Here is a 15,919-nt window from a genome sequence, read left to right as displayed (position 1 = left end):
AGGCCTAACAAACGTTAGGTCTTTTTTTGAAAGATAAGAATATACTATGTACGAATTCCATTATGAGGTGATTAAATATGAAACTACGTGCTCAAATGCCTGAATTAGTAGGCGAAACAGCTTGGTTAAACGGTAAAGTATCAAAAGCAAACTTAATCGGTAATAAACCAACACTAATCCATTTCTGGTCAGTAAGCTGTCATTTATGTAAAGAAGCAATGCCAGATGTCAATAAATTCCGTGATGAATACAGTAGAGAATTAAATGTTATTGCAGTTCATATGCCACGTTCTGAAAGTGATTTAGATTTAGAGGTTATTAAAGCAACTGCAGCTGAACATGATATTACACAACCAATCTTTGTTGACGGTGAAATGAAGTTAACTGACGCCTTCGATAACCAATATGTACCTGCATATTATGTTTTTGATAAAGAAGGTCAACTTCGTCATTTCCAAGCAGGTGGTAGCGGTATGAAAATGCTTGAAAAACGCGTTAACCGTGTATTAGACGAAGTTCGTAACGCTGACGCGTAAGCCATTTCGAATGTCATAAGAATTGTCCTGTTTTTATAAGGATAATTCTTTTTTTATTGGAAAAAATAGTGATAGCTGTGTTTGTATGCTTAAATGTATTGTGTTACACTATGTCCATTCTTTACAGTATCGGGGGAAATTTTCATGAAAAAAGAATTTGTTGTCATTGGTTTAGGTCGTTTTGGTGGCAGTATCGTTTCGGAGCTGATACAACAAGGTGCTGATGTAATGGCAATAGATAAACAACCAGAAAGAGTGGATGAGTTTGCTCCTATCGCCACGCAGGCAGTCGTAGCAGATACGACGGATGAATCCGTTTTGAAATCACTTGGGATTCGTAATTTTGAACATGTAATCATAGCAATTGGTGACGACATTCAATCGAGTATTTTAACTACATTGATGTTAAAAGAAATTGGAGTGCAGAAAATTACTGTGAAGGCGCAAAATGATTACCATGAAAAAGTTTTACGAAAAATTGGTGCAGATCATGTTGTCCATCCAGAACGTGATATGGGGATTCGTATTGCGAATAATATGATGTCAAATAATGTACTCGATTACTTGGAATTATCTGATGAACATTCAATTATGGAGATTAAGGCAAATCATTTATTAGAAGGCCATACAATCATTAACTTAGATATCAGGGTAAGATATGGTATTAATATTGTAGCGATTAAAAGAGGGCACGAAATCATCGTTTCACCGCAAGCGGATGAGGTCATTCATGAAGGTGATATTTTAATTGTTATCGGGGCAGATGTTGATATTAGTCGTTTTGAGAAGAAAATGATGAATTAAGAGTAAAGTTTTTTAAGGATAATTCATTTCGAGAGCTAGGGATGAATGATCTTTTGGTAGATACATTTTTATTGACTTTCACCATAAAATATTAAAAGGGTAGAGATTTTAAAATCTCTACCCTTTTGTAATCAAACTTCCATGATAATCGGCAAAATCATTGGACGGCGTTTTGTTTTTTCAAACAAGTATGGTCCTAATGCATCAGTGATATCATTTTTCAATTCTGACCATTGAGGTGTTTTGTCTTGTAATGTACGTTGTAAGTGACGGTTCAACATTTGTTGAGCTTCATTAATCATCATACCTGATTCACGCATATATACGAAACCACGAGAGATAATATCTGGGCCGGAAACAATTTTCTGTGTCTCCATATTCACGCTAACCACAACGATGACTAGACCTTCTTCGGAAAGGATACGGCGATCGCGTAATACGATATTACCGATGTCACCAATTCCGTTACCATCAATGTAAACATCACCAGAAGGAATTCGGCCCGATACAGCAGCCGTATTAGGGCTAAGTGCAAGGACGTCACCATTTTCCATGATGAACGTATTGTCTGGTTCTACGTCACAATCAATAGCTAAATCAGCATGCATACGAAGCATGCGGTACTCACCATGAATTGGCATAAAGAATTTTGGTTTAATCAGACGAAGCATTAGTTTTTGTTCTTCTTGAGAACCGTGACCGGAAGTATGAATATTGTTTAATGAACCATGAATAACTTCTGCACCTGCACGGAATAATGAGTTAATTGTTTTATTAACGCTAATTGTGTTCCCTGGGATTGGTGAAGATGAAAATACAACAGTATCACCAGGCTGAATTTGGATTTGACGGTGAGTTCCGTTGGCAATACGAGAAAGTGCTGCCATTGGTTCACCTTGGCTACCTGTACAAAGAATTAATACTTCGTTAGCTGGCAAACGATTTAACGTTTGTGAATCAACAAACGTTTCTTTTGGTGCAGTGATATAGCCCAATTCACGACCAATTGTAATGGCGTTATCCATACTTCGGCCAAATACGGCGATTTTACGCCCGTGTTTAGCCGCTGCATCTGTAACTTGTTGTAAACGGTGAATATTTGAAGCGAATGTTGCAAAAATAAGACGACCTTCTACTTTGCGTAGAATTTCATCAATACTTTCTCCAACTTTGCGTTCAGACATTGTGAAATTAGGAACTTCGGCATTTGTACTATCAGATAGTAGACATAACACGCCATCGCGTCCGATTTCAGCCATTTTTGTTAAGTTTGCTGGTTCACCAACAGGAGTGAAGTCAAATTTGAAATCTCCTGTATGAACGATATTACCAGGAGGAGTTTTAACGACAATACCGTATGCATCCGGAATACTGTGGGTTGTTCTGAAGAAGCTCACAGAAGTTTTACGGAATTTAATAATGTCCTCTTCTTGGATTTCAATCATTTTTGTTTGGCGAAGTAAACCATGCTCGTCCAATTTATTACGTAACAAACCTAGTGCAAGCTTGCCGCCGTATACAGGAATGTTAATTTGACGTAGCAAATAAGGAATACCACCAATATGATCTTCATGACCATGTGTAATGAAAAGACCTTTAATCTTGTCTACATTTCTTACTAAATAAGTGTAGTCTGGTATTACATAGTCAATACCTAATAGATCATCCTCAGGGAATTTAATTCCTGCGTCAATCAAGATAATTTCATCTTGGAATTGTACGGCATACGTATTTTTACCGATTTCGCCCAGTCCGCCGAGTGCGAAAACCGCTGTTTGGTCGTTTTTGACAAACTTCATACGTTTAGAGTTTCTCCACGTGGAAATGTTCGCTTGCTTGTTCGTACTCTAAATAGTTTCCTTCAAGCAATTGGACAAATTCGATATTGTAGTTACGGTCTTTAAGTTTTTGACGAACTTCACGCTCATCTGCCGCTTCTAAGTATAAGCTTTTAGTATTTTCGCGAACTGGTACTTCAAGCGCATTTTCTTGATAATAAACTTTGTAAATCATAATATGCTCTCCTTTAACACGTTCAAAATAATTGCATTTCCTTTATATTATCACGCTAGTAACTTAAAATAAAGAAAAGCCCTCCAAAATTATGAAGGGCAAATATACTTAAGCGATTGTTTTTTTTCCGAGCAAGCCATTAAGCCGTTTCAACAATTGTTTTTTAAGGCGTTTAAACATGGCATATCACTCCTCGTGGACATTATACAATATTAGGTTATTACTGTAAAGTTTTTTTACTTAACAAATGGAAATACAAGAAAAGAGAGGGAGTAATTTAGTATGCAGAAAAGAATATTGTTTTTTGATATTGACGGTACACTCTATAATTCGAAAAAAGAAATTCCACAGACAACAATTGATGCGGTCAAAAAAGCAAAAGATAATGGTCATGAAGTGGTTATTGCTACAGGTAGAGCTCCGTTTATGATTCAGGAAGTTCTTGAAACGCTAAAATTAGACTCTTATGTTTGTTTCAATGGCCAATACGTTGTGTATAAGGGACAGCCCATCTCATTGAAGCCGGTGCCACTCGAACAACTGAAGGCTCTTGTTAACTATGTGGAAAAACAAGACAAACCATTAGTTTTTTTAGATAATCAAGAGATGGTTACTTCTGTTCCAGAGCATCATCAGATAAAGGAAAGCTTGGCTTCTTTACTCTATCCTATGCCAAGACTGGAAAAAGATTTCTACTTAAATCATCCTATTTATCAAGTATTATTATATGTAAGTGTCGAGGAAGAAGAAGAGTATGCAAAGGCTTTTCCTGAATTGCAGTTAGTTCGTTGGCATACTTATTGTTGTGATGTATTAAATAAAGGTGTCTCTAAAGCGTATGGGATTGAACGATTACTTGAATATACAAATTTTGAAATGCAAGATGCAATAGCTTTCGGTGATGGCTTAAATGACGTTGAAATGCTAACGGCAGTTGGGACAGGTGTAGCGATGGGAAATGGTCATGTGGAAGCGAAAACTGTTGCGAGTTTTGTGACTGATCATGTAGATGAAGATGGATTAGTAAAAGCAATGGAGAAATTACAATTGGTATAAAAAACAATAAAAAAGCCTTACTATGATTTTGCGACTCATAGTAAGGCTTTTCGTGTTAATTATTTTCAATTGGTTGAGAATTAGGTACATCCGCGAATGGGTTGGATTCATTAATATGATCATAGAACATGACACCATTTAAATGGTCTAATTCATGTTGAAACGCGATTGCGGGTATTCCTTTTAAACGCATTTTTTTTTCTTCACCATCGAGTGTGTGGAATTTAACTGTAATACGTGCATGACGCGGTACGTAACCAGCTACATTACGATCAACTGATAAACAACCTTCACCATTTGTTAAATAAGTATTTTCAACTGAATGACTAACGATTTTCGGGTTTACAGCTACGAAACTAATTAGATTATCATTGTCATCAGGTAGATGAAGAGCAAACATTCTTTTTGATTCATTTATTTGCGGAGCGGCAATACCTATTCCGGAACGCAAGCTATATTTTTCACTTATTACAGGGTCTTGACTATTAATAAGGAATTCAAGTAAGTCTTGACCTAACTTTTTATCCTCAGGTGATAGGGGGAAAGTTAGTTCTTTCGCGCGGGTACGTAATGTTGGATGGCCTTCGCGAATTACATTATCCATTAAAATCATTTCGGTTCTTCCTTTCGATACAAAATCTATATCCATAGTATAACGAACTACGACAATCGTTCAATGGAAAAAGAGTTCTTAAAAGATTATTTGTTTAAGTTTATGACATCTGGGAATATTTAATACGAGGTAAAAAGCTGTTCTAGTAAAGGGTGGGAAAAATAATCTGTTGTATAATACAGTTGTCTAAATGTTTATGGTACAGGTTTTTCTGAATAATAAGAATAAAATAATGTAAGCATTATCATAACAATGATTGACCTATTTATTTTAATTCAGTATACTGAAAATGAAGAAAAGTTGTATTACTAAAACAAAGAAAATTTATAATACAGACACAGAGGAGATGTGGTAACATGGCTTCACAAAAATCAAAGCAATTCGATCCAGTTGCAAACTTGCATGAGATTGAAGAAAAATTTGAAATGTTTCAGATTTTGAATGAGGAAGGCGAAATTGTTAACGCAGATGCAGATCCGAAACTATCGGATACTGAATTAGTTGAATTAATGAGCCGAATGGTTTTCACACGTATTTTAGACCAACGTTCAATTTCATTGAACCGTCAAGGACGCTTAGGATTCTATGCACCAACAGCGGGTCAAGAAGCTTCTCAAATTGCTTCTCACTATGCACTTGAAAAAGAAGATTATATTTTACCGGGATATCGTGATGTGCCTCAAATTGTTTGGCACGGACTACCGCTTTATAAAGCATTCTTATTCTCACGTGGACATTTCATAGGTAATCAAATTCCTGAGGATGTAAATGTATTACCACCACAAATTATTATTGGTGCTCAGTATATTCAAACAGCTGGAGTGGCACTTGGTATGCAAAAACGAGGCAAAAAATCCGTTGCTGTAACTTATACGGGTGATGGTGGTTCGTCTCAAGGGGACTTCTACGAAGGTATTAACTTTGCAGGAGCGTTTCGTTCACCAGCAATCTTCATCGTTCAAAATAACCAATTTGCTATTTCAACACCACGTGAATTGCAAACAGCTGCAAAAACAATCGCTCAAAAAGGCATTGCGGCAGGTATTCCTAGTATCTTAGTAGATGGAATGGATCCACTTGCAGTTTTCGTAGCAACTCGCGATGCGCGCCAACGTGCCGTAAATGGTGAAGGTCCTTCATTAATTGAAACAATGTGTTACCGTTATGGTCCACATACTATGGCTGGTGATGACCCAACTCGTTACCGTACTTCTGATACAGATTCACAATGGGAAAAGAAAGATCCAATTGTACGTTTCCGTAAATACTTAGAAGCAAAAGGTTTATGGAGCGAAGAAAAAGAAGCAGAAGTAATTGAAAAAGCTAAAGAAGAAATTAAAGCAGCTGTCAAAGAAGCGGATGCAGCACCAAAACAAAAAGTAACAGAACTGATCCGTAATATGAATGATGGCGATTTACCATATAATTTACAAGAACAATACGAAATCTTCAAAGAGAAGGAGTCGAAGTAACCTATGGCACAACTGACGATGATTCAAGCAATTACAGACGCACTACGCTGCGAATTAAAAGATGACGAAAACGTTCTAGTGTTCGGTGAAGACGTTGGTGTCAACGGAGGGGTTTTCCGTGCAACTGAAGGTCTTCAAAAAGAATTTGGGGAAGATCGCGTTTTCGATACTCCACTAGCAGAATCAGGAATTGGTGGATTAACAATCGGTCTTGCGCTTCAAGGTTTCCGTCCGGTTCCAGAAATACAATTCTTTGGTTTCATATATGAAGTAATGGACTCTGTAAGCGGTCAATTAGCGCGTATGCGTTACCGTACAGGTGGAGCACTTGGTGCACCTGTTACAATCCGTTCTCCATTCGGGGGTGGTGTACATACACCAGAAATGCACTCAGATAGCTTAGAAGGATTAATGGCATCTCAACCAGGATTAAAGGTAGTCGTACCTTCAACACCTTATGATGCAAAAGGGTTACTAATCTCATCTATTCGTGATAATGACCCAGTAGTTTTCCTTGAGCATTTAAAATTATATCGCTCGTTCCGTGAAGAGGTTCCTGAAGAGTCTTATACTATTCCATTAGGAAAAGCTGATGTGAAGCGTGAAGGAACAGATTTGTCAATCTTTGCATACGGTGCAATGGTACACGAATCACTAAAAGCTGCTGAATTATTAGAAAAAGAAGAGTTCTCAGTTGAAGTTGTGGATTTACGAACTATTCAACCGCTAGATATTGAAACAATTATTGCTTCTGTTGAAAAAACAGGTCGTGCAGTTGTTGTTCAAGAAGCACAAAAACAAGCAGGTATTGCTGCTAATGTAGTAGCTGAAATTACAGAGCGTGCTATTCTTAGTCTTGAAGCACCGGTACTTCGTGTAACAGCACCGGATACAATCTACCCGTTCCCACAAGCAGAAGCAGTTTGGTTGCCGAATGCAAAAGATATTGTTGAAACAGCGAAAAAAGTACTAACATTCTAATTCGTTTTCGAAACAGAAAGGGTGAAACATATGGCATTTGAATTTCGATTACCAGATATTGGTGAAGGAATCCATGAGGGTGAAATTGTAAAATGGTTCGTAAAAGCAGGTGACAAAATTCAAGAAGATGACGTGCTTTGTGAAGTACAAAATGATAAAGCGGTCGTTGAAATCCCTTCTCCGGTAGAAGGTACAGTTGAAGAAGTCCTTGTTGAAGAAGGTGTTCTTACAACAGTTGGTACAGTTTTACTACGAGTAGACGCACCGGGATATGAAGATATCCAACTAAAAGGTCACCATGATGAAGAAGAAACCGCAAAAGAAGAACCAACAAAAGCTGCAGTTGAAGAAGCTCCTAAAGCAGAAACAACAACAGTAGCATCACAACCATCCGTGGAAGCTGACCCAAATAAACGTGTTATTGCAATGCCATCAGTCCGTAAGTTTGCACGTGACAATGACATTGATATTAAACAACTATCGGGTTCAGGTAAAAATGGACGTATTGTCAAAGAAGATGTGGAATCATTTATGAATGGTGGCCCAGTTCAAGCTTCAACGCAGGCAGTTGAAGCACCAGTTGTAGAAGAGACCCCAGTTTCTGAAAAAACTAATGAAAAAGCTTCCGTTCAACCAGTATTAGAAGGCGACTTCCCTGAAACACGTGAGAAAATGTCAGGTATCCGTCGTGCAATTGCAAAAGCAATGGTTCATTCAAAACAAACAGCTCCACACGTAACATTAATGGACGAAGTGGATGTAACAGAACTTGTAGCACATCGCAAAAAATTCAAAGAAATCGCTCTTGAAAAAGGTATCAAACTTACTTATTTGCCGTATGTAGTAAAAGCTTTAGTTAGCGCATTACGTGAATTCCCAGAATTTAATCGATCACTTGATGATGCAACACAAGAAATTGTTCAAAAACACTATTATAATATCGGTATAGCTGCCGATACAGATAAAGGCTTATTAGTTCCGGTTATTAAACATGCAGATCGCAAATCGGTATTTGCAGTATCTGACGAGATTAATGAGCTTGCTACAAAAGCACGTGACGGTAAATTAGCACCAAATGAAATGAAAGGTGCATCTTGTTCGATTACAAACATAGGTTCTGCAGGTGGCCAATGGTTTACTCCGGTAATTAACCATCCTGAAGTAGCTATATTAGGAATTGGTCGAATTGCAGAGAAACCTGTAATAAAAAATGGTGAAATTGTAGCGGCACCTGTGTTAGCATTATCATTGAGCTTTGATCATCGAATGATCGACGGTGCTACAGCGCAACATGCGTTAAATCATATTAAGCGTTTGTTAAGCGAGCCCGAATTATTATTAATGGAGGCGTAAGAAAATGGTAGTAGGAGATTTCCCAATCGAAACAGATACACTTGTAATTGGCGCAGGCCCTGGTGGATATGTTGCAGCAATTCGTGCAGCGCAAACTGGACAAAAAGTAACAGTTGTTGAAAAAGAACACGTAGGTGGCGTATGCTTAAACGTTGGTTGTATTCCTTCAAAAGCATTAATTTCAGTCGGTCACCGTTTAGAACATGCTAAAAACTCAGCAGACATGGGTATTGTGGCTCCTGAAGTTAGCATCGATTTCAAAAAAGCGCAAGAATTTAAAGACGGCGTAGTTAAAAAATTAACTGGCGGCGTATCAAGCTTATTAAAAGGCAACAACGTTGACGTAGTAAGTGGAGAAGCTTACTTTGTAGATGCAAACACAATCCGTGTTATTAACGAAGACTCTGCACAAACGTATACATTCAAAAATGCGATTTTAGCAACTGGTTCACGCCCTGTTGAAATCCCAACTTTCAAATTTTCTAAACGCGTAATAAACTCTACAGGCGCACTTTCATTACAAGAAGTGCCTGGAAAACTTGTTGTTATAGGTGGAGGATACATCGGAACGGAGCTTGGTTCAGCATTTGCTAACCTTGGTTCTGAAGTAACAATTCTAGAAGGCGGCAAAGATATTCTAGCTGGCTTCGAAAAACAAATGACAATGATTGTTAAAAAAGGTCTTAAGAAAAAAGGCGTTACAATCGAAACAGGCGCACTTGCTCAAGGCGTTGAAGAAACAGAAACAGGTGTTACTGTAAAATACGAAGTAAAAGGCGAAGCAAAATCTGTTGATGCTGATTACGTATTAGTAACTGTTGGTCGTCGTCCAAACACTGACGAAATTGGCTTAGAAGAACTAGGTCTTGAATTTGGTGAACGTGGACTATTAAAAGTCGACAAACAATGCCGTACAAATATTCCAAACATTTATGCAATCGGTGATATCGTTGCTGGACCACAGCTTGCTCACAAAGCTTCTTACGAAGGTAAAGTAGCTGCTGAAGCAATTGCTGGTGAGAAATCAGTAGTAGATTACTTAGCTATCCCTGCTGTTTGCTTCACAGATCCAGAAATGGCAACTGTAGGTCTTTCAGAAGACCAAGCAAAAGCAGAAGGTTATGAAGTAGTAGCTGGGAAATTCCCATTCGGAGCAAATGGTCGTGCATTAGCTTTAAATGAAACAGAAGGCTTCGTGAAACTAGTTTCTCGTAAAGCTGATGGCTTATTACTAGGTGGTCAAATTGTTGGTGCTGGTGCTTCTGATATGATCGCTGAAATTGGTTTAGCAATCGAAGCAGGTATGACTGTAGAAGATATTGCCATGACTATTCATGCACACCCAACATTAGGTGAAATCACTATGGAAACTGCTGAAGTATTACTTGGAAACCCAATTCACATCGTAGCTAAAAAATAATATGGCTTTGCCAATTAGTAAACCTCTTGAAGTTTTTGGACTTCAAGAGGTTTTTTTATGAGAAAATATCTAGGTGTAATACAATTGAATTGTCATTATAATAAATTTGATTTAATAGAATAAAAATTATAGCTTATGTATTTCAATAAAATTCCTTCTATATAATACGCAAAATTAATAGGTATGTAATATTAATAATTAATTTACAAAGTTGCTATATTTAAATATGGTATAATAATCCTGTGTTTATATATAGTAAATGATAGGGTGCTTTTTTATCCGAATTGAATTTATTTATTCAGAACAACAAAGGAGTGCTGAAAAATGGATTTAGGTTTACTAGGAAAAGTAGCGATTGTAACAGGGAGCAGTAAAGGAATTGGTCTTGCAACAGCATTACAACTCGCTAATGAGGGTGCCGATGTTACAATCTGTGCACGTAATGAAGAAAATTTAATGCATGCAGCGAAAGTGATTTTCTTGGAAACGGGGCAGAAAGTACATACAGTATGTGCGGATGTATCGATAAAAGAAGATTGCGAGAGAATAATAAATGAGACAATTGAACATTATGGACAACTAAATATTTTAGTGAACAATGCCGGCACAAGTTCTGCTAACACTTTTGAAAGTGTAGAAAACGAGCTTTGGCAAGATGATCTGGATTTAAAACTATACGGTGCTGTGAATTGTTCTAAATTTGCGATTCCTCATATGAGGGCGGTAGGTGGAGGAGCAATTGTAAATGTTACTGCTATACAAGGAAAAGCCCCTTCGGAATCCTCTTTACCGACATCTGTAAGTCGTGCAGCGGGGTTAGCATTAACGAAAGCTATGAGTAAAGATTTAGGGAAAGAGCAGATTAGAGTAAATACTGTTTGTATCGGATTAATTCGCAGCTCACAAATTGAGCAGAAATGGCAAACAATCTCTCCGGGTCTTAGTTGGAATGCATTTTCTGAAGAAATGGGAAAAAATATTCCTCTTGGTCGGATTGGTGAAACTGAAGAAGCAGCAAATGTTATCACTTTCTTAGTATCAGATGCAGCTTCTTATGTTAGTGGTACTGCAGTTAATATCGATGGTGGTTCAGCTCCAGTCCTATAAATATGAAAAATAAGAATTTATGATATAAATAATGATTTTAGAAATTTAGTAATTCACAATGAAAAAACCTTTGAAATAAAAAATAGCTACACCACTTGGATGTTTTGTTTTGGCAAAATTCCTTGTGGTGTTTTTTTTTTGCTTATTGTTTAACAGTGATAGTACATTCTTCCTTTAATTAAAGTTATAGTAAATATGTAATAATCCTTATTAAGGAAAAGTTGTTAAATATGAAATAAATAGACCAATGTAATTATTGCCAATACACATTTTGTACAAAAAACGTACATAGAACGTTCATAATGATGTGAAATTCTTATGTTTATGGAGAGGTTTTGATTTTTTTATTAAGAATTAGGAGTTATAATTTCATTTGAATCAAGCAAGAGGTTTGAAAGTTCCTCTGAAGAGTTTTAGGCGCGAAAACCTGGGTGCCTAATTTCTCCTATTGGAAACGTGAGAATGTATTTAATGCTTTAACTCAATCAAGTAGGCTATTAAAACATTGAGACTACTATGAATTGTCTCATCGTTGTTCCAAACAAAAGGAGTAACCTTCAATAATCTAGCAAATTCAAAATGTGTTTTTTGTTTTGGAATACTATTAATTTTTAGGAGGCAATTTTTTAAGAACGATTTAATATTCTAAAACACATTACAAGTAAGTTGTTTTTTGAAGGGAGTTCAACATGAAGAAAAAAATGCTAATCTTGCCGGCGTTGATGTCAATCATGGCTTTATTCTTATCTGGCTGTGAACCATTAATGATTTTTGATGCAAAAGGTCCAAACGCTAAGACTTTATCGAATACAATCATTCTATCCATTATCGTGATGGCATTTATATTGTTAGTTGTTTATGTATTATTAGCGAATATGCTTTTGAGATATCGAGCATCTAAATTACCTAGTGATTATGAACCACCGCATGAAGAAGGTAGTACAAAACTCGAAATTATTTGGACAGTTATTCCGATTCTTATCGTAACTGCTCTATCAATAGTTACGATTAACAGTACTGCAAAAGTTGAAAGTCAACAAACAGGTTATGACAATACAAAACCTCTTGTAGTATACGCATCATCTTCTAACTGGAAATGGCATTTTAGTTATCCAGAAGAAGGCGTTGAGACGGTAAACTATGTCAACCTACCAACAGATCGTCCAATTGAATTTAGACTATATTCATTTGGTCCAATTACAAGTTTTTGGATTCCACAATTAGCTGGTCAAAAATATGCAATGAGTGATATGGTCAATAAAATTCATATGGCAGCAGATGTAGAAGGATCATTTTTTGGTAGAAACTCAAACTTTAATGGTCAAGGATTTGCACAAATGGAGTTTGAAGCACAAACAATGTCTCAACAGAAATTTGACGAATGGGTATCTGACGTAAAAGCGAAAGAGCCTAAGTTAACAGAAAAAACATTCAATGAATTATTAGATACGGACTTCGTAGGACGTAAAAGTTTCTCTTCTACACATTTAACATTCAGTCCGGCTCCAGAAATGCATCATGGAAAATCATCAGATATGTCTGATGATGCTGAAGAAATGGATGGAATGGATATGTCTGATGGAGAAATGGACCACTCTAATCACTAGATAGCTAGATTAGATGATTGAAAGGAGTTACAAAAATGAGCATGGAAGAATTATTTGCGCCGATGAAAGAACCAATGATCATGGGTGCGGCCGTTAGTATTGTTGTAGGTGCCATTGCAATTGTTGCTGGTTTGACTTACTTCAAGAAATGGGGCTATTTCTATAAAAACTGGCTAACTACAGTTGACCATAAAAAAATCGGTGTTATGTATATCATTGTTGCATTAGTCATGCTATTAAGAGGTGGTATTGACGCATTATTAATGCGTGCACAAACTGCTGTTCCTGAAAATGGATTATTAGATGCACAACACTATAATGAAATCTTTACAACTCACGGTTTAATCATGATTCTCTTCATGGCAATGCCGTTTATTATCGGGTTAATGAACGTTGTAGTACCATTACAAATTGGTGCACGTGACGTTGCGTTTCCACGATTAAATGCACTTAGCTTCTGGCTATTTGCTGCAGGTGCAGGATTATTAAATGTTTCCTTCATCATTGGTGGATCACCAGATGCTGGTTGGACTGCATACTTCCCACTAGCTGGTATTGAATTCAGTCCAACTGTTGGAAATAACTATTATGCATGGGCTTTACAATTATCAGGTTTAGGTACGTTAATGACAGGTATTAACTTCATTACTACAATCATGAAAATGCGTGCACCGGGTATGAAATTAATGAAAATGCCTATGTTCACTTGGTCAGCATTAGTTACAAATGTCATCATTACATTTGCTTTCCCTGTTTTAACAGTGGCACTTGGGCTTATGACATTAGACCGTCAATTTGGAACTAAATTCTTTGCCATGTCTGACGGTGGTATGGATATGTTATGGGCTAACATTTTCTGGGTTTGGGGTCACCCTGAAGTATATATCGTTATTTTACCAGCGTTCGGTATTTTCAGTGAGGTAATCTCAACATTCTCACGTAAAAACTTATTTGGTTACAAATCAATGGTTATGAGTATGATCGTAATTTCTTTACTATCATTTATGGTATGGGCTCACCATTTCTATACAATGGGCCATGGCGTTATGGTAAACAGTATTTTCTCAGTATCTACAATGTTAATTGCTGTACCGACCGGGGTTAAAATCTTTAACTGGTTGCTTACAATGAGGCATGGTAAGATTCAATTTACTACTCCAATGCTTTATGCGCTTGCATTTATTCCAATCTTCACTATTGGTGGGGTAACAGGGGTAATGCTAGCGATGGCAAGTGCTGACTATCAATATCACAATACGATGTTCTTAGTTGCCCACTTCCACTATGTATTAATTCCGGGTACCGTATTCGGTGTATTAGCAGGGTACCATTTCTGGTGGCCGAAAATATTTGGCTTCCGCTTAAATGAAAAATTAGGGAAAGCTGCTTTCTGGTGCATTGCAGTTGGATTCAATGTTGCATTCTTCCCGTTATTTATTCTTGGTTTAGACGGTTATGCACGTCGTATGTTCACTTATTCTGCAAGTACTGGTTACGGTACATTAAATATGATTTCCTTCCTAGGAGCTCTAGGAATGGCAGTCGGATTTGCGCTTATTTGTTATAACATTTACTACAGCTTCCGTCATAGCCCACGCGACGAAAACGGCGACCCTTGGGATGCGCGTTCTCTTGAATGGGCAACACATAGTCCAGTACCTGAATATAACTTTGCGGTTGTACCAGAAGTTAATCAATTGGATGAATATTGGTATGCGAAAAAAGAAGGTCGCGATATTACGGCAGGCGAATATGAACGTATTCATATGCCTAATAATAGTGGTGCTCCAATGTGGATGGCCGGCGTACTATTCCTATTCTCATTCTTCTTTGTATTTAGTGTATGGACAGCTGTTATCGTATTTGGTATAGCTACTCTTGGATTTATGGCATTCCGTTCATTTGAAAAAGATCACGGTCACTATATTGAAGTGGCTGAAATTGAAGCAACTGAACGTCAATTGAGAGGTGACAAATAATGTCTAAAGAAAACACATCACTTCCATTAGAATATCGTACAGAGGAAAATCGATTAAAGGTTTTCGGTTTTTGGATTTTCCTAGGTGCTGAGATTATGTTATTTGCAACTCTATTTACTGTGTACTTTGTATTAGCGGATCGCACAGGTTCAGGCCCTGCTGGTATTGACATCTTCGAAATGCCACCAGTTTTACTAGAAACTTTCTTGTTATTAACAAGTAGTTTCTTGATTGGACTTGGTGTACATGCGATGAGAATTGGTCGTGTCAAAGCAATGATAGTGTTCTATATCTTGACATTGCTACTTGGCGCAGGTTTCTTGACTGTTGAGATTATAGAGTTCGTAACATATGTTAATGAAGGTGCAACAATTACAACAAGCGCATTCTTGTCATCATTAATGACTCTATTAGGTACGCACGGTGCTCACGTTACTTTCGGTTTACTATGGGGTATCGCGATTATCGTACAGGTGGTTAAACGTGGATTAAATGCTCAAACTGCAAACAAAGCATTTATCTTCTCGTTATACTGGCATTTCTTAGATGTCGTATGGATCTTCATCTTCAGCTTCGTTTATCTGAAAGGAGTGTTGGGATGATGAAAGAATTATTTCCAAAAGAACATGTTGTAGGGTTTGTTGGCTCCCTTATTTTAACGCTCGCTGCTCTAAGTGTAATTACATTTGATATGTCTAATGGTATTGCAATGACTATCTTAAGTGTAACTGCACTAGCGCAAGCTGTTGTGCAACTTGTGTTATTCATGCATATCGGAGAAACAGAAGATAAAAAATCCCTATATACAAGTGTCATTTTTGCTGTAGTAGTTGGTCTTGTAACAGTCTTTGGTTCATTGTTAACAATGATTTGGGGATATTAAGATAATAATAGAAAAAGCAGTTCAAAGTTTATATACTTTGGACTGCTTTTTATTTATGGAAAGAAATATTTAACTACTGTTACTCGTGCGCTACC

General features: G+C 37.1%; 15 protein-coding genes. 12 read left to right on the top strand and 3 right to left on the bottom strand.

Going from position 1 to position 15,919, the window contains the following annotated elements:
• Positions 1 to 77 precede the first annotated feature (77 nt).
• The gene (locus AC3IS5_RS16600) at positions 78 to 536 is read left to right on the top strand and encodes a TlpA family protein disulfide reductase (RefSeq protein WP_489425377.1); all 459 of its coding nucleotides are present in this window, start codon (positions 78 to 80) and stop codon (positions 534 to 536) included.
• A 144-nt stretch (positions 537 to 680) separates the two neighbouring features.
• A complete protein-coding gene (locus AC3IS5_RS16595; RefSeq protein WP_038183611.1) occupies positions 681 to 1,340 on the top strand; it encodes a potassium channel family protein in 660 nt (219 codons plus the stop codon).
• A 131-nt stretch (positions 1,341 to 1,471) separates the two neighbouring features.
• Here AC3IS5_RS16595 and rnjA read toward each other — a convergent pair whose 3' ends face one another.
• Together rnjA and AC3IS5_RS16585 are read right to left on the bottom strand one after the other, a co-directional pair.
• On the bottom strand, positions 1,472 to 3,139 hold the full coding sequence (gene rnjA / locus AC3IS5_RS16590; RefSeq protein ID WP_390392709.1) for a ribonuclease J1: 1,668 nt from the start codon (positions 3,137 to 3,139) through the stop codon (positions 1,472 to 1,474).
• A 4-nt stretch (positions 3,140 to 3,143) separates the two neighbouring features.
• Positions 3,144 to 3,353 carry a DNA-dependent RNA polymerase subunit epsilon gene (locus AC3IS5_RS16585; protein WP_053417599.1) on the bottom strand — a complete coding sequence of 70 codons (210 nt, stop codon included), beginning with the start codon at positions 3,351 to 3,353 and terminating at the stop codon, positions 3,144 to 3,146.
• A gap of 282 nt (positions 3,354 to 3,635) precedes the next feature.
• Here AC3IS5_RS16585 and AC3IS5_RS16580 point away from each other — a divergent pair, with 282 nt between their 5' ends.
• Positions 3,636 to 4,409 carry a Cof-type HAD-IIB family hydrolase gene (locus AC3IS5_RS16580; protein ID WP_489425376.1) on the top strand — a complete coding sequence of 258 codons (774 nt, stop codon included), beginning with the start codon at positions 3,636 to 3,638 and terminating at the stop codon, positions 4,407 to 4,409.
• 55 nt (positions 4,410 to 4,464) lie between these two features.
• Here AC3IS5_RS16580 and def read toward each other — a convergent pair whose 3' ends face one another.
• Positions 4,465 to 5,022 (bottom strand): peptide deformylase, encoded by a 558-nt coding sequence (gene def, locus AC3IS5_RS16575; RefSeq protein WP_489425375.1) that lies wholly within the window; start codon positions 5,020 to 5,022, stop codon positions 4,465 to 4,467.
• 356 nt (positions 5,023 to 5,378) lie between these two features.
• Between def and pdhA the strand changes: the two genes are divergently transcribed.
• From pdhA to qoxD, 9 genes are all read left to right on the top strand, one after another.
• The gene (pdhA, locus tag AC3IS5_RS16570) at positions 5,379 to 6,494 is read left to right on the top strand and encodes a pyruvate dehydrogenase (acetyl-transferring) E1 component subunit alpha (RefSeq protein WP_489425374.1); all 1,116 of its coding nucleotides are present in this window, start codon (positions 5,379 to 5,381) and stop codon (positions 6,492 to 6,494) included.
• 3 nt (positions 6,495 to 6,497) lie between these two features.
• Complete coding sequence (locus AC3IS5_RS16565) at positions 6,498 to 7,475, top strand: alpha-ketoacid dehydrogenase subunit beta (RefSeq protein WP_489425373.1); 978 nt, start codon at positions 6,498 to 6,500, stop codon at positions 7,473 to 7,475.
• Between the two features lie 30 nt (positions 7,476 to 7,505).
• Entirely contained in the window at positions 7,506 to 8,828 is a 1,323-nt protein-coding gene (locus tag AC3IS5_RS16560) for a dihydrolipoamide acetyltransferase family protein (RefSeq protein ID WP_489425372.1), read from the top strand.
• A gap of 4 nt (positions 8,829 to 8,832) precedes the next feature.
• Positions 8,833 to 10,248, top strand: coding sequence for a dihydrolipoyl dehydrogenase (gene lpdA, locus AC3IS5_RS16555; protein ID WP_489425371.1), 1,416 nt, complete (start codon positions 8,833 to 8,835; stop codon positions 10,246 to 10,248).
• Positions 10,249 to 10,572: 324 nt separating this feature from the next.
• Positions 10,573 to 11,355, top strand: a complete 783-nt coding sequence (locus AC3IS5_RS16550) for an SDR family NAD(P)-dependent oxidoreductase (protein ID WP_489425370.1) — start codon at positions 10,573 to 10,575, stop codon at positions 11,353 to 11,355.
• Between the two features lie 689 nt (positions 11,356 to 12,044).
• Positions 12,045 to 12,962: a cytochrome aa3 quinol oxidase subunit II gene (qoxA, locus tag AC3IS5_RS16545; RefSeq protein WP_489425369.1), complete on the top strand. Its 918-nt coding sequence runs from the start codon at positions 12,045 to 12,047 to the stop codon at positions 12,960 to 12,962.
• Between the two features lie 35 nt (positions 12,963 to 12,997).
• Positions 12,998 to 14,941 carry a cytochrome aa3 quinol oxidase subunit I gene (qoxB, locus tag AC3IS5_RS16540; RefSeq protein WP_489425368.1) on the top strand — a complete coding sequence of 648 codons (1,944 nt, stop codon included), beginning with the start codon at positions 12,998 to 13,000 and terminating at the stop codon, positions 14,939 to 14,941.
• Positions 14,941 to 15,543: a cytochrome aa3 quinol oxidase subunit III gene (gene qoxC, locus AC3IS5_RS16535; protein ID WP_489425367.1), complete on the top strand. Its 603-nt coding sequence runs from the start codon at positions 14,941 to 14,943 to the stop codon at positions 15,541 to 15,543. The genes qoxB and qoxC overlap by 1 nt, the downstream gene beginning before the upstream one ends.
• Positions 15,543 to 15,824 (top strand): cytochrome aa3 quinol oxidase subunit IV, encoded by a 282-nt coding sequence (gene qoxD / locus AC3IS5_RS16530; RefSeq protein ID WP_489427923.1) that lies wholly within the window; start codon positions 15,543 to 15,545, stop codon positions 15,822 to 15,824. The genes qoxC and qoxD overlap by 1 nt, the downstream gene beginning before the upstream one ends.
• Positions 15,825 to 15,919 lie beyond the last annotated feature (95 nt).

Source organism: Viridibacillus sp. KH_047 (genome assembly GCF_057838945.1).
Note: the sequence above shows the minus strand (reverse complement) of the source record. Positions and strands in the feature narration are given on the sequence as shown.

Bases quoted from the DNA above. Each gene is read 5' to 3' on its own strand.
- AC3IS5_RS16600 (WP_489425377.1), top strand. From the start codon at position 78: ATGAAACTACGTGCTCAAATGCCTGAATTAGTAGGCGAAACAGCTTGG.
- AC3IS5_RS16595 (WP_038183611.1), top strand. From the start codon at position 681: ATGAAAAAAGAATTTGTTGTCATTGGTTTAGGTCGTTTTGGTGGCAGT.
- rnjA (WP_390392709.1), bottom strand. From the start codon at position 3,139: ATGAAGTTTGTCAAAAACGACCAAACAGCGGTTTTCGCACTCGGCGGA.
- AC3IS5_RS16585 (WP_053417599.1), bottom strand. From the start codon at position 3,353: ATGATTTACAAAGTTTATTATCAAGAAAATGCGCTTGAAGTACCAGTT.
- AC3IS5_RS16580 (WP_489425376.1), top strand. From the start codon at position 3,636: ATGCAGAAAAGAATATTGTTTTTTGATATTGACGGTACACTCTATAAT.
- def (WP_489425375.1), bottom strand. From the start codon at position 5,022: ATGATTTTAATGGATAATGTAATTCGCGAAGGCCATCCAACATTACGT.
- pdhA (WP_489425374.1), top strand. From the start codon at position 5,379: ATGGCTTCACAAAAATCAAAGCAATTCGATCCAGTTGCAAACTTGCAT.
- AC3IS5_RS16565 (WP_489425373.1), top strand. From the start codon at position 6,498: ATGGCACAACTGACGATGATTCAAGCAATTACAGACGCACTACGCTGC.
- AC3IS5_RS16560 (WP_489425372.1), top strand. From the start codon at position 7,506: ATGGCATTTGAATTTCGATTACCAGATATTGGTGAAGGAATCCATGAG.
- lpdA (WP_489425371.1), top strand. From the start codon at position 8,833: ATGGTAGTAGGAGATTTCCCAATCGAAACAGATACACTTGTAATTGGC.
- AC3IS5_RS16550 (WP_489425370.1), top strand. From the start codon at position 10,573: ATGGATTTAGGTTTACTAGGAAAAGTAGCGATTGTAACAGGGAGCAGT.
- qoxA (WP_489425369.1), top strand. From the start codon at position 12,045: ATGAAGAAAAAAATGCTAATCTTGCCGGCGTTGATGTCAATCATGGCT.
- qoxB (WP_489425368.1), top strand. From the start codon at position 12,998: ATGAGCATGGAAGAATTATTTGCGCCGATGAAAGAACCAATGATCATG.
- qoxC (WP_489425367.1), top strand. From the start codon at position 14,941: ATGTCTAAAGAAAACACATCACTTCCATTAGAATATCGTACAGAGGAA.
- qoxD (WP_489427923.1), top strand. From the start codon at position 15,543: ATGAAAGAATTATTTCCAAAAGAACATGTTGTAGGGTTTGTTGGCTCC.